Here is a 13239-nt window from a genome sequence, read left to right as displayed (position 1 = left end):
GTGGCTTGTTAGAGGACGGTGAGCTCTTTTGAGAATGTGGTGATGACACGCGGAGCACCCGACGTAATCACCAGGGTGTCCTCAATACGCACACCACCGCGGCCTGGAACGTAGATCCCCGGTTCAATGGTCAGCGTCATGTTCTCCTCCAGCGAGCCCTTTGCACGCGTTGATGCGGCAGGGCCTTCGTGCACGTCCAGGCCGATGCCATGGCCGGTGGAGTGAACAAAGTATTCGCCGTAACCGGCCTGCTCAATGATGTCGCGGCAGGCCTTGTCCACCTCAACCAACGCACGCCCGGCGGTGGCGGCACGTACACCCGCCTCTTGGGCTTCGAGTACAGTTCCATAGATCTCACGTGCAAAATCCGAGACGTGACCGATGATGAACGTACGGGTCATATCCGAATTGAAGCCGCGGTAATGCGCACCGAAATCGATGGTGACAATGTCCCCATCCTCAATGACACGCTCTCCCGCACCATGATGCGGCAACGCTGAATTCGGGCCGGAGGCAACAATAGTGTCAAAGCTCGGGTGCTCCGCACCCAGCAGACGCATGCGGTACTCAAGGTCCGCGGCCACGTCGCATTCCGTGCGGCCGGCACGCAATTCCCCTGCCTCAATCAAGCCTGTGAGCGCATCGGTACCAATCTGCGCTGCCTCTTCCAACCGAGCCAGCTCGTAGCGGTCCTTGCGCAGCCGGATCTCCTCAATAGCCCCATCGACGGGAACAAGGGTCACTCCATCCGGGCATGCTTTCTTCATCGCTTCGAGTTCAGCCACGGTGGTGCGCGCTGCATCGAAGCCCACGCGCCAGCCTTCCGGCACGGTAGCAAGCAAGGCTTCTGCCCCATTACGCACGATCATCGCCTCAATGTCTTTAACCTCATCGGCGATCTGCGTTGTGTAACGCCCATCCGTTGCAATAGAAGCAGAGAGGTCCTTATTCACCAACAACGCACCAGCAGAGCCAGAGAAGCCAGACAAGTAGCGCACGTTCGTCGGATGCGTGACCAAGAAGGAATCAATGCGCTTTCCCGCTAGTTGCGCGGACAGAGTGCGCCGGCGGGTCAGGAACCGGGAGTCAGCAAAGCTCATCTGGGCCTCCTCAAAAAGTACTCAAGTGCAAGCTCGTAGCCATCCACACCTAGGCCAGCGATCACGCCAATGGCGATGGGCGTCAAGTACGAGTGGTGGCGGAACTCTTCACGCGCGTGCACGTTGGAGATGTGCACTTCAATGAACCCGGCCCCGTCGCTGATCTCAGCCAGCGCATCGCGCAAGGCGACGGAGGTATGGGTAAAGCCACCGGGGTTGATAATCACGGCGGCTGCGTTATCGGCGGCCTCATGCACCACGTCGATAAGCTCGCCTTCATGATTGGACTGGCGGAAGATAAGCTCCACCTGGTCACCGGCGAGCGCGCGCAGACGCTGCTCAACATCCGCGAGAGTCGTCGAGCCATAGATCTCCGGCTGGCGCTTTCCCAACCGGTTCAGGTTTGGCCCATTGAGCACGTAAACCTTCACGGCACCCTCCTTGCTTACTACTTCAGTTGCGTGAGCTCAGTGTACGCCTCACCCATCTCCTCAATCGTCGCATCTTCCAGGCGCGATGGCTTGCCAATGCCTTCCAGCACGACGAAACGGATGCGCCCGTCGCGGTTCTTCTTGTCGTGCGTCATGCCCTCATACAGCTCATCAAAAGCATCCGGGTCATAGGTCACCGGAAGCCCCACGCTCGTGAGAATGTCGCGGTGGAGGGCCACCACAGAATCGCTAATAAGCCCCCTATTCTTTGCCAGCGTTGCGACGAACATCATGCCCACGGCAACAGCATTGCCGTGACGCCAGCGATATTCCTCACGTTTCTCCAAAGCGTGCCCGAGCGTGTGCCCATAGTTGAGGATTTCGCGTAACGACGACTCCTTCAGATCCTCACTAACCACCTTGGCTTTAACAGCGACTGATCGCTCAATGAGCTCAGCAATCTTGTTCTTCGGCACATCATCGCCCTGCTGGTAGATCTCCAGGATGACGGGGTCTGCGATGAAACCGGTCTTGATGATCTCGGCGGAACCCGCCACGAATTCCTCATGCGCGAGTGTGTCCAGGCGGTTCAGATCAATGAACACGGAATCCGGCTCATGGAAGGCACCGACGAGGTTCTTGCCCGCGTCCGTGTTGATGCCGGTCTTCCCGCCCACAGCCGCATCGACCATGGCAAGCAACGTCGTAGGAACCTGGATGACCTTGATGCCACGCATCCACGTTGCGGCTGCAAAGCCAGCCACGTCCGTGGTCGCGCCACCGCCGAGGCCAAGCACAACATCCTGGCGGGAGAAATTCTTCTCACCGAAGAGATCCCACAAACCACTGAGCACAGGCAGGGACTTGCCGTCCTCCGCATCAGGGATCTCCGCGAGAGTGACCTCCACGCCCATTGCAGCGATGAGACCTCGCAGTCGCTCCGCGACCGGAGCAAGCGGACCTTGATGAATGATCGCTACCTGACGCGCGCCTGTTTCCGCTACGCGCGAGGCGATCTGCTCGTCCAGTCCGGCACCAATGTGCACGTTGTACGGGTTCGGGCCAGTGACACTGATAACCGCCATGGTGAAACGCTTTCTGTGCTGTTTGTTGGTTGTGATGCGTTGATTATTGCTACCCGTGGGTGGGTTAGCGCGATTCAATGAGGTGGAGAATCTCCGCAACGAGGCGCTGTGGTGGACGTGAATCCGTGCGCACTCGGTGCATTGCTACCTCCCGGTAGAACGGCTCACGTGTTTCCAGAAGCGAACGGTAGTGCTCAACCGGATCCTCGGCGTTGAGTACCGGGCGGGAATCATTACCGGACGTCCGGCGTACGCCTTCTTCCACCGACACATCAATCCACACGACGGTGTGCGCTAGTAAAAGCTGGCGGGTCGATTCGGTGACCACGGCCCCACCACCCAGGCTCACGACACCACCAGATGCCAGGGAGCGCGCAACGTATTCAGCTTCCACTTCGCGGAAGCGTTCCTCACCGAGCTCTGAGTACACCTCGCCGGTGGGCTTGCCTTCGCCTTGAGCGATGAGTTCGTCCGAATCCACCAGTGGCAGGTTCATCGCACGGGCAAGGCGGCGGCCGATGGTGGATTTGCCGGCACCGGGAGGCCCGACAAGAACAACGCGTGGGGAGCCATGGACAACATGCTCTCCGGCATTACCATCCGCAACATCCCCCAGGTTTTCCGCCGGCTCGTGGGGTGTGGTTGGGCGACGCGGGCCAGGTTTGGGCACTGGGAACTCCGAGCTAGTCATCGCTGTTCCCTTCAAAAGCGAGGCGCTCTGCAACGTACTGCTTATACGCCTCGACGTTGCGCTTTGTTTCCTCAATACTGTCACCGCCGAATTTCTCCAACACAGCGCGTGCCAGCACGAGTGCCACCATGGCTTCCGCAACCACGCCAGCAGCCGGCACCGCGCACACGTCCGAACGCTGGTGAATCGCTGTTGCTGCATCACCGGAGGACATATCCACCGTCTTCAGTGCTCGCGGAACGGTGGAAATCGGCTTCATTGCGGCACGAACACGCAGGGCTTCTCCGTTGGTCATTCCACCTTCGAGGCCACCAGCACGGTTCGTCTCACGGCTCACACCATGACCATCGCGCACCATCTCATCGTGGGCCTCACTGCCACGACGGCGCGCTTCCTCAAAGCCATCGCCAATTTCAACGCCCTTGATCGCTTGGATACCCATGAGTGCTGCAGCCAGCTGCGCATCCAGACGTGCCTCACCAGAGACGTGGGAACCCAGACCAATCGGCAGTCCTTCCACGATGACCTCGACGATGCCGCCGAGCGTGTCTCCTTGTTTCTTCGCCGCCTCAATCTCCGCGATCATGGACGCTTCAGCATCGGTGCCAAAGGCGCGGACCGGGGAGGCGTCGATACGCTCAATATCCTCAAACGTGGGAAGCGGGCCGGTGTACGGCTCAGACGCACCGATGGAAATGACGTGTGAGAGCACCTCAACACCCAGCACCTCACGCAGGAAAGAACGCGCGATCGTTGCGGCCGCCACGCGCGACGCAGTTTCGCGTGCGGACGACCGCTCCAACACCGGGCGCGCCGCATCAAAGCCATACTTGATCATGCCAGCGAAATCGGCGTGACCTGGGCGCGGACGAGTCAGTGCCGCACCACGGCCAGAGTTCATAGCCTTGGCCACCTCCGGGTCATCCATGTCCAGCTCATGCGGGGACATGATGGTGGTCCACTTCGGCCACTCCGTATTGCCAATCATCACAGCAATCGGGCTACCAATCGTCTTCCCGTGAATCACACCGGAAAGAACCGTGAGCTCGTCCTGCTCAAACTTCATGCGTGCACCACGGCCGTAACCAAGGCGGCGGCGGGCAAGCTGGTGGCCGATCTCCTCAGTGGAGACAGTGACCCCGGCCGGCATATTCTCAACCATCGCGATAAGCGCCTGACCGTGGGATTCACCTGCAGTAGTCCATCGAAGCATGCAGGCATTGTCTCACATTGGCTACACAGTCTCACGCAAGGGCGCACGCAATGACCACCAGCCAAGCTGCAATAAGCATCGACGGGCCATGAGCCATGCCGGATTGGCCGGCCATAAGAAGGACGAACACCGTGATAGCACTGCTCAACAACATCGCCCCCAGCACGCCCATGACACCACCCGCCAGCGCTGCAGCAACCCCGAGCGGCACGGCGAGTTTGATGTCCCCGCCGCCGATTCCAGCATGTGTCCTGATTCCGGGGTTCGTGTTGGGCGCGGCCAATGCGACGGCCACATACATTCCTGGCCACAGCAACCCCCACCACCCCGTGGGATAGAAGAAGCACACTGTCACCGCTACTGCTGCTGCGGAAAGAGTAAGCGCATTAGGCAAGCGCTGCTCACGCACATCCCAAACAACCAGTGCCACTGTCCACACAAGCGCTACAAGCGTGGCGACGGCCAGCGCCACTAGATATGTGTGAGCGATCAATCCCCCAAACATGTTGATCCCCCCCAGATCACGGCATATGGCTTAATCCTACAGCCGATTCTGTCGCGTCACACCAGTCGGTGAGACCCAGCCGACGTGGCGGAACAATGCTTCCCGCATCTCCTCTCGCGGCGCGTCCACACCGGTGAACTGTTCAAACTGGGAATAGGCTTGGCAGGCCAGCATAACCAATCCCCCCACAGTCATGTGACCGTTGGAGGCAGCACAGGTAGCCAGTGGTGTCGGCCAAGGATCATATATCACATCCAGGACTGGCGCGTGACCCAGCTCAGCAAAGCGAGTTTCCAGAACTTTTGCTGGCACCGTGGAGATAATCGCGTCCACGCTCAAGGCAAGATCCCGGAGATCACGCTCAAAGTTGATGAAGTCCGTTTCCACCCCCGTACCCTCCAACAAAGGAGCAAGTTCTTCTGAACGGTCCGACCGATTGAGTACCGTGACCTTATCCACGCCACGCTGGACCAGCGCCCAAAGCGCCGGACGGGCGGTGCCGCCACTGCCGATGAGCAGCACATGTCCAAGTTTCTTCTCTGGACCTACCAGCTCATTGAGTGCACCGGAAATGCCCTCGCAGTCCGTGTTATCAGCACGCCAGAAGGTACTGCCACCGCGAAACTCACGCACCAATGTGTTAGCGGAGCCGATTGTGCGCGCCCGATCCGTGACTTCATCCGCGAATGCCAGTGCCGCGAACTTGCCGGGCATGGTCACCGAGAAACCCCGGTAGCTCTCATCCGCATTGCCAACGATGTCCGGCAGCTGCTCAGCCGAGCACTCAATGCGCTCGTACTCCCAGCCATCCAGGCCCGCCGCGGCATAGCCTGCCGAGTGCAGCACCGGTGACAGCGAATGAGCGATGGGGCTACCTAGTACGGCTGCGCGGTGTTCAATAACGGCCATGTCAACCGACTCTTTCACTAGCGTTGGGAATCCAGGATGCCGGACTCATAAGCCCGCTGAACTGCTTCCTGGTGTTCATCAAACGTGTTGGTGAACAACGTGGTGCCGTCCTTGTCAATGGTGACGAAGAAGAGCCAATCACCCTCAGCCGGGTTCTCCATCGCACGGATTGCTTCCTCCGAAGGTGAAGCAATCGGCGTATCGGGAAGACCATCCTTGGCATAGGTGTTCCACGGGGTTTCACGCTGACGGTCCGAGTCACCGGTGGCGACCTCAACGGATTCAAGGCCGTAGTTCACCGTTGAGTCGAACTCCAGTCGCATGGAGGAGTCAAGGCGGTTGAGGATCACGCGGGCAACCTTGTCAAACTCCCCTGCCGGCGCCTCGCGCTCCACCAGGGAGGCTGCGATAAGTAGCTCGTACGGGCTCAGACCAATAGCCTTTGCGCGGCCGACGATGTCGGTGGCGTTGTACGTGCTTGTGGAACGTGTGATCAGATCGGTCAGAATCGCTTTCGCATCAGCATGTGGGTCCACCACGTACTCACCCGGGGCGATCAACCCCTCAAGGCGCTTCGGATCACCCACGCGTGCGCCGACTTGGCCCAGCGCCCACTCCGGCACACCAAGCTCAGAAGCATCCGCCTGGGCGGCGACCTCCTTTAGCTCATCGACGTGGATGCACCCCTCAGCCTTGCCGTCCTCACCACACGTCACGCGGGCAATGCTGGAGAAGATGCCAAAACGAACGTCTCCCCCCACCACGCGGACGTCGTTAAGCGTCTGTCCACCTGGAATCTTCAACATTTCAACCTGGGTGGCCGGGTCCAGCAAGGCAGCAACAGCGGACTTCGCACTCATCTTCTCCTGCAGGCGGTAAAAGCCCGGCTTAATGTTATCCGCATCTGGATTAGCCATCACCGCGGTCTGGAAAGCCCGGTTAGAACGAACGACGCCTAGCTCCTCCAGCGTTGGCCCAAGAGCGGTCAGATTAGAGCCCTCGGGGATCTCTACAATCTTCTCCACACCATTACCGTCCCCATTGAAGTCACTGCCCGAGGAGGTGGAACGGGCAACACCGATGTACACCACTGCTCCGAGAATCAGCAAAATGGACACGATGAGTACCGCGACACCGCGGGTGCGCCCGAGAGAGGTTTGTGCCGTGCTCACGATTAGATCTCCTTGGGGTTATTCAGCAGAGAAGGGTCAGCGGAAGTTGGGTTCTGGTCCTGCTGTGCGGCGAGTGCGTTGGCACGACCATCAAGCCAGGATTGCAGGATTGCCACCGCAGCTGCTTGGTCAATCACCGCACGTCCTGCCTTCTCCGACACTCCCGACGCACGCAGAGCGTTGGTTGCAGCAACCGTGGTCAAACGTTCATCTGCGTACCGCACTGGAACTTCACTACGCCGAGAGATGCGGAACCCGATCTCCTTGGCATGTTTCACACTCGCAGAGCCGTTGCCCTTGAGGTCGCGCGGTAAACCCACGACCACTTCAACCGCCTCGTACTCTTCAATGATCTCCAGCAGCCGCTCAATATCCTCACCATCACGGTCCTTGAAACCGGTCACGCGAGGCACCGTTTCCACGGGGGTGGCAAGCAGTCCATCGCGGTCAGAGGAAGCGACACCAATACGTACGGTGCCCACATCAATGCCGATGCGGCGGCCTGCCCCAGGATCATCAACCCCAGGCGTATCCGGATGTACCTTCATATACTCGCGTGAACCTCAATTGTGTGTCAGATGTGCGGCAGCTGTGCGTGTGCCCCCACCACGGTAGTTGGTAAAAACACCGCCACAGACCCGCTGCTGGGTGTGTCACGTAATCATTTCGTGACCTTGGAAGCACTCTATCCTAAATCAAACTAGAGCTGGCCAAGCTCCTCCCGCACAGCGTTGAAGCCAGCACCAATACCAGCAGCATCCGACCCGGAGCCTTGCGCCAGGTCTGGCTTGCCGCCGCCCTTGCCGCCGATGTAGCCACCGAAGAGACCAACGTAAGCGCCAGACTTAATGCCCTTATCGACGGCAGCCGGGGTTGCCGCCACGGCAAATGGGACCTTGCCGCCGTTATCGGAGGCAAGCACGATGACCGCTGCGGTTTCACCGAAACGGCCACGCAAATCCTGTGCCATGGTGCGCAGGTCTCCGCCGCCCACACCATCCGGGAGCTTGACGCCGAGGAATTTCACATCGCCGATGGTTTCCGCATTGTTGAGCAACTCTCCGGTCTGGCTAGCCAACTGTTGCTTGTGCAGATTCTCAATTTCTTTCTCAGCAGCACGCAATCGCTCTGCCAACTGAGCAATACGGTCCGGCAACTGATCAGACGGAGTCTTCATCTCCCCTGCCAAGGCATTAGCAATAGCTGCTTCCTTGGAAAAGTAGGAGAAAGAGTCCATGCCTGAGTACGCCTCAATACGGCGTGCACCGGAACCAACGGAGGATTCACCCAGCACGGCCACCGGGCCGATCTGGGAGGAATGCTCCACGTGAGTACCACCGCACAGCTCAATGGAGAACGGGCCGCCAATCTCCACCACGCGTACTTGGTCGCCGTAGTTCTCGCCGAACAGAGCCATAGCACCCATCTCCTTGGCCTTTGCCAGGGAGGTCTCAAAGGTATTCACAGCAAAGTCTGCGTCCACTGCCTGGTTGGCAATGAGGGAGATCTCTTCCAGTTGCGCCGGGCTGAGCTGCTCTGTGTAGTTGAAGTCAAAGCGCAGGTAACCCGGCTTGTTCATGGAACCAGCCTGAACTGCTGTGGGGCCAAGCACCTGGCGCAAAGCCGCGTGGATGAGGTGGGTAGCGGTGTGTGCCTGGCGTGCGCCGTGACGCCACTTCGGATCAACCTCGGCGCGCACAACCTGACCTACATCTAAACCACCGTTTTCCACGGTTGCCTTGTGCACCCAGAGCTTCTTGTTGCCCACCTTCTGCACATCATGAACTGTCAGAACGGTATCGCCGATGACAATGCGGCCACGGTCAGCCAGCTGCCCGCCACCCTCCGCATACATTGGAGTGACGTCAAGAATGACCTCAACCTCATCACCCTGGGCGGCTTCGTTGACCTTCGCCCCACCACGAACAAGGCCGATGACCTTGGAGTCATGTTCGAGTTCTTCAAAGCCGACAAACTCAGTCGGGTGCGCATCCACCCATTCGCGATACAACGATTCATCAATATTGCCGGTCTTCTTGGCTTTACTGTCAGCTTTCGCGCGGTTGCGCTGCTCCTCCATCGCGGCGTGGAAAGCATCCATGTCCACGTCCAAGCCGGCTTCCGCTGCCATCTCCAGTGTGAGGTCAATCGGGAAACCGTAGGTGTCGTGCAGTTCGAATGCCTGCTCACCGGACAGAACAGTGGCGCCGGATTCCTTCACGTGCGCAGCTGCTTCATCGAAGCGGTGTGTGCCGGACTCCAACGTCTTCAAGAATGCCTTCTCTTCAGCCACAGCGACGCGCAGAATGCGCTCACGGTTGTCAGCAATCTCCGGGAAGGAAGGAGTCATGGTGTCCATGATGGTGTTCATGAACGTCTCAATGGTGTGGCTCTGCGCACCCAGCAGACGTGCGGAGCGGATGATGCGGCGCAGCAGGCGGCGGAGAATATAGCCACGGCCTTCGTTAGACGGCGTCACACCATCGAGAATGATCATCATCGCGGTACGAGAGTGATCCGCAATGACACGGAAACGTACATCAGACTCATGGCTTCCCCCGTACTTCGTGCCGGTGAGGTTTTCCGCACTGGTGATCACCGGCGCCAGCAGGTCAGTTTCGTAGACGTTGTCTACGCCCTGGAGGATGCAGGCCAAACGCTCAATGCCGAGGCCGGTATCAATGTTCTTGTTCGGTAGCTCCCCGAGAATCTCAAAGCCACCCTTCTTATCGCCTTCACCGCGAATGGACTCCATGAACACGAGGTTCCAGATCTCCATATAACGGTTGTCATCAGCGATCGGGCCACCTTCTTTACCGTGCTCCGGACCACGGTCGTAGTAAATCTCTGAGCAGGGACCGCACGGGCCAGGCACGCCCATGGACCAGAAGTTATCCTCCATGCCCATGCGTTGAATGCGTTCGGCTGGCACGCCAATCTTCTTTTCCCAAATCTGCGCTGCCTCATCGTCCTGGGTGAACACGGTCACCCACAAGCGCTCCGGATCAAGTGCAAAGCCGCCTTTGTCTCGAGGCTTAGTCAACAGCTCCCACGCCAGAGTGATGGCGCCTTCCTTGAAGTACTGACCAAATGAGAAGTTGCCAGCCATTTGGAAGAAAGTGTTGTGGCGGGTGGTAATGCCCACTTCCTCAATATCCAGGGTGCGCACGCACTTCTGAATAGAAGTTGCGGTTCCACTTTCAAAAGGCGGATTCTGCTGGCCAAGGAAGTACGGCTTGAAAGGCACCATACCGGCGTTCACAAACAGCAGCGTCGGGTCATCCAGAATCAGCGATGCGCTGGGCACGGGCACGTGGCCCGCATCGACGAAGTGCTGTGTGAACCGGTCGCGGATCTCATGAGTTTGCACGAAAGAATCCTTACAAGATGCAATAAATGTGGAACGTGGAAGCAAAACTTAACGCGCATCACCTTACCCGCTCTGCGCATAATGCTTGTCGACGCCTACTGGCTCGCCCCATCACCCCGCACCATCCGGCGCAGACGTTCGGCATATTCGCTGATCCTTTTTTCTGCGCCATGGTCACTAGGTGTGTAGTAGCGGGCTTCATCCAAACCTTCAGGGATGTAGCGTTGCTGCACCACACCGCGGGGATCATCGTGGGGGTAAACATAGCCAACCGCGTTGCCCACAGCCTTGGCCCCTTCATAGTGCCCGTCGCGCAGATGCGGTGGAACGGTGCCTGCGTGGCCTTCACGGATGTCAGCGAGCGCTGCATCAATCGCCTTGTACACCGAATTGGATTTCGGCGCGGTGGCAAGGTGGATGGTCGCTTGCGCCAGAGGCAGGCGGCCTTCTGGCATGCCGATGAACTGCACCGCATTCGCCGCAGCCGTAGCCACCTGCAGCGCAGTTGGGTCCGCCATGCCGATGTCCTCTGATGCGTGGATAACCAACCTCCGGGCAATGAAGCGCGGGTCCTCCCCCGCCTCAATCATCCGGGCGAGATAGTGCAACGCCGCATCCACATCAGAGCCACGGATTGACTTGATGTAAGCAGAGATGACGTCATAATGCTGGTCCCCATCACGGTCATAACGCACAACAGCACGGTCAACGCTGCGCTCAATCACGTCGGTCGTGATACGGCCATCCTCGGCTCCTTCGGCGGCTGCTTCCAAATAGGTCAGCGCGCGGCGGGCATCACCCCCGGCGAGGAGGACGAGTTGGTCCCGGGCAGCGTCGTCAAGCGAAACTGCTCCTTTGAGCCCCCGCTCATCCTTGACGGCACGTTCAAGTACCGCTGCAATATCCGCGTCGGACAAAGACTCCAAGCGCAGCAGCAACGAACGCGAGAGCAACGGGGCAACCACGCTGAAAGAAGGATTCTCCGTGGTCGCTGCGACCAGCAGTACCGTCCGATTCTCCACCGCGGCGAGCAACGCATCCTGCTGGGTTTTGGAAAAACGGTGAACCTCATCGATGAACAGAACGGTGTGCTGACCACGCACCAGATCGCGGCGAGCGGCATCCAGGACCTCACGGACCTGCTTCACACCAGAGGACAACGCGGAAAGCCCAACGAAGTTCTGCCCCATCGTTTGCGCGATGAGTGAAGCAATCGTTGTTTTCCCCGTCCCCGGCGGACCGTAGAGAATCACCGACGCATCGCCGGAGCCTTCCACCAGGCGGCGCAACGGACGGCCGGGGCCCAACAAATGCTGCTGGCCGACGAGTTCATCCAGATTGCGCGGTCGCATCCGCGCAGCCAACGGTGCTGTGGCTCCTGCTTCAAAGAACGCGACACCGCGCGGGGCGGATGATAGTGAATCCGCTGAATCCGCCGGGTTCGAAAACAGTCCGCCTTGTGTCACGCCAAACGCTCCGCAACAGACGCAGCAAAGGAGGAAATCTCCGCATACGTCGGTTCCGTGCCCGTCGCCGCGTACCGTGCCAGCGCATCGAATGTGCCAGCGACATCACGGCGAATAGCAATTTCCTCTACCGTAAGATCCTGCCGTACAGATGACCGCAGAATCTTCGCACCGCGCTCCACATCTTCCTCCCGGATCTGTGGGTCGAACATGTCCGTGTCCTGCCCGGACGGCGAGTCTACGTCCACTACCCAACCACCCTTGCCGTAGCGGGTCCCGGACAGCGTGTCATCCCCGTCCACGTACAGGATGGACACGCTGAAAAATGCCCAACCAATGAGTGATGCGGTGATGCGGGCTTGCAACGTGTCCTCGTTGTTCACCGAAGGCCACGCCCCACCTACTTCAGCTGCCCATGCCTCAACGAAGACTTTTGCTTCTTTATCGCTCAACGGCTGTGAGGAAATGTATTGCGGGAAGCCAGCAATCACACCAGCAACGTCGAACATGACATCGCGGAAACCAGCCCACTCGTAGTCCAGGAATTGTGTGCGGTCCGCGAACAGGATGTTGTCTGGCGACAGATCAAAAGGCGTGAATGCTCGCGAGCCACCATGCAGCATGCGCACCTGCACCGTGTCAGCGATGGAGGCCACGTTCTCAGGCACCTCAATGCCGGCATGGCGCACAATTTCGAGGCCCTCGAGAATGCGATTTTCCAGCAGTCCTTCACGCATCAGCTGCACATCTCGCGCGCCCTCAATATTCTTGACCATGCGGGCCAGCAAGATGTTGAAGCTCGTTTCCGCGCCGGCTGTACCCGCGTGCATTTTGCCTAACGACGTCCCCAGGTTCCGCAACAGCTTCACCCGCTGTTCCTCATCCGAGGTTTCCAGCAACGTGGCCAAAGTGTCGCCGTTACCGGAATCAGACAGGATAATCGCGCGCTTGTCCAAGTCATAGCCCAGCATGACCGGCCCCGGGCGGACATCCTCACTCAGCGAGGTAGTGAACTGGTAGGCCACCACTTCACGTACAAAAGCAGCATCATCAATCGGATCGCCCGTGCGTGGCGAATACTTCACCACCACTGAACGATGCGACAAAAACGGGTTATTAGCCACACGCAAACGCAACACAGTAGTGCTACCGGTGCCGGAGAGTTCCTCCGGTTCCGTCAGTTGCTGCTGCCCGCCGTAGCGATGATTTAACATCGCTTCGGCGAGGTCAATGATCTGCTCGTGATTCAACATAAGTATTGCCGCCAACCAGCATGATGCTGCTGTGCGATCTTCGG

The 13239-nt window shown here is 58.9% G+C and carries 12 protein-coding genes; all 12 read right to left on the bottom strand.

Going from position 1 to position 13239, the window contains the following annotated elements:
- Nucleotides 1–8: 8 nt before the first annotated feature.
- Nucleotides 9–1100 carry a M24 family metallopeptidase gene (locus HMPREF2129_RS04060; protein WP_034663516.1) on the bottom strand — a complete coding sequence of 364 codons (1092 nt, stop codon included), beginning with the start codon at nucleotides 1098–1100 and terminating at the stop codon, nucleotides 9–11.
- Nucleotides 1097–1531, bottom strand: a complete 435-nt coding sequence (gene aroQ / locus HMPREF2129_RS04055; protein ID WP_034663514.1) for a type II 3-dehydroquinate dehydratase — start codon at nucleotides 1529–1531, stop codon at nucleotides 1097–1099. Before aroQ ends, HMPREF2129_RS04060 begins: the two co-directional genes overlap by 4 nt.
- A 17-nt stretch (nucleotides 1532–1548) precedes the next feature.
- On the bottom strand, nucleotides 1549–2616 hold the full coding sequence (gene aroB, locus HMPREF2129_RS04050) for a 3-dehydroquinate synthase (RefSeq protein ID WP_034663512.1): 1068 nt from the start codon (nucleotides 2614–2616) through the stop codon (nucleotides 1549–1551).
- Nucleotides 2617–2680: 64 nt separating this feature from the next.
- Nucleotides 2681–3307, bottom strand: coding sequence for a shikimate kinase (locus tag HMPREF2129_RS04045; RefSeq protein WP_084576527.1), 627 nt, complete (start codon nucleotides 3305–3307; stop codon nucleotides 2681–2683).
- Nucleotides 3300–4520, bottom strand: coding sequence for a chorismate synthase (gene aroC, locus HMPREF2129_RS04040; protein ID WP_034663510.1), 1221 nt, complete (start codon nucleotides 4518–4520; stop codon nucleotides 3300–3302). The genes HMPREF2129_RS04045 and aroC overlap by 8 nt, the downstream gene beginning before the upstream one ends.
- Nucleotides 4521–4551: 31 nt before the next feature.
- Complete coding sequence (locus HMPREF2129_RS04035) at nucleotides 4552–5025, bottom strand: prepilin peptidase (RefSeq protein WP_052092712.1); 474 nt, start codon at nucleotides 5023–5025, stop codon at nucleotides 4552–4554.
- A 36-nt stretch (nucleotides 5026–5061) separates the two neighbouring features.
- Entirely contained in the window at nucleotides 5062–5934 is an 873-nt protein-coding gene (locus HMPREF2129_RS04030) for a shikimate dehydrogenase (RefSeq protein ID WP_034663508.1), read from the bottom strand.
- Nucleotides 5935–5951: 17 nt separating this feature from the next.
- Nucleotides 5952–7106: an endolytic transglycosylase MltG gene (gene mltG, locus HMPREF2129_RS04025; protein WP_034663505.1), complete on the bottom strand. Its 1155-nt coding sequence runs from the start codon at nucleotides 7104–7106 to the stop codon at nucleotides 5952–5954.
- Between the two features lie 2 nt (nucleotides 7107–7108).
- Nucleotides 7109–7654, bottom strand: a complete 546-nt coding sequence (gene ruvX / locus HMPREF2129_RS04020; RefSeq protein ID WP_034663503.1) for a Holliday junction resolvase RuvX — start codon at nucleotides 7652–7654, stop codon at nucleotides 7109–7111.
- 152 nt (nucleotides 7655–7806) lie between these two features.
- Nucleotides 7807–10476, bottom strand: a complete 2670-nt coding sequence (gene alaS, locus HMPREF2129_RS04015) for an alanine--tRNA ligase (protein ID WP_034663501.1) — start codon at nucleotides 10474–10476, stop codon at nucleotides 7807–7809.
- Between the two features lie 95 nt (nucleotides 10477–10571).
- On the bottom strand, nucleotides 10572–11942 hold the full coding sequence (locus HMPREF2129_RS04010) for a replication-associated recombination protein A (protein WP_034663499.1): 1371 nt from the start codon (nucleotides 11940–11942) through the stop codon (nucleotides 10572–10574).
- Nucleotides 11939–13195, bottom strand: a complete 1257-nt coding sequence (locus HMPREF2129_RS04005; protein WP_034663497.1) for a phosphotransferase family protein — start codon at nucleotides 13193–13195, stop codon at nucleotides 11939–11941. The genes HMPREF2129_RS04010 and HMPREF2129_RS04005 overlap by 4 nt, the downstream gene beginning before the upstream one ends.
- Between the last annotated feature and the right edge of the window lie 44 nt (nucleotides 13196–13239).

Origin of the sequence: Corynebacterium tuscaniense DNF00037 (assembly GCF_000759055.1) — a bacterium.
GTDB lineage: Bacteria > Actinomycetota > Actinomycetes > Mycobacteriales > Mycobacteriaceae > Corynebacterium > Corynebacterium tuscaniense.
This window is presented reverse-complemented; position numbering and strand designations above follow the sequence as displayed.

Bases quoted from the DNA above. Each gene is read 5' to 3' on its own strand.
- HMPREF2129_RS04060 (WP_034663516.1), bottom strand. From the start codon at position 1,100: ATGAGCTTTGCTGACTCCCGGTTCCTGACCCGCCGGCGCACTCTGTCC.
- aroB (WP_034663512.1), bottom strand. From the start codon at position 2,616: ATGGCGGTTATCAGTGTCACTGGCCCGAACCCGTACAACGTGCACATT.
- HMPREF2129_RS04045 (WP_084576527.1), bottom strand. From the start codon at position 3,307: ATGACTAGCTCGGAGTTCCCAGTGCCCAAACCTGGCCCGCGTCGCCCA.
- aroC (WP_034663510.1), bottom strand. From the start codon at position 4,520: ATGCTTCGATGGACTACTGCAGGTGAATCCCACGGTCAGGCGCTTATC.
- HMPREF2129_RS04035 (WP_052092712.1), bottom strand. From the start codon at position 5,025: ATGTTTGGGGGATTGATCGCTCACACATATCTAGTGGCGCTGGCCGTC.
- HMPREF2129_RS04030 (WP_034663508.1), bottom strand. From the start codon at position 5,934: ATGGCCGTTATTGAACACCGCGCAGCCGTACTAGGTAGCCCCATCGCT.
- ruvX (WP_034663503.1), bottom strand. From the start codon at position 7,654: ATGAAGGTACATCCGGATACGCCTGGGGTTGATGATCCTGGGGCAGGC.
- HMPREF2129_RS04005 (WP_034663497.1), bottom strand. From the start codon at position 13,195: ATGTTGAATCACGAGCAGATCATTGACCTCGCCGAAGCGATGTTAAAT.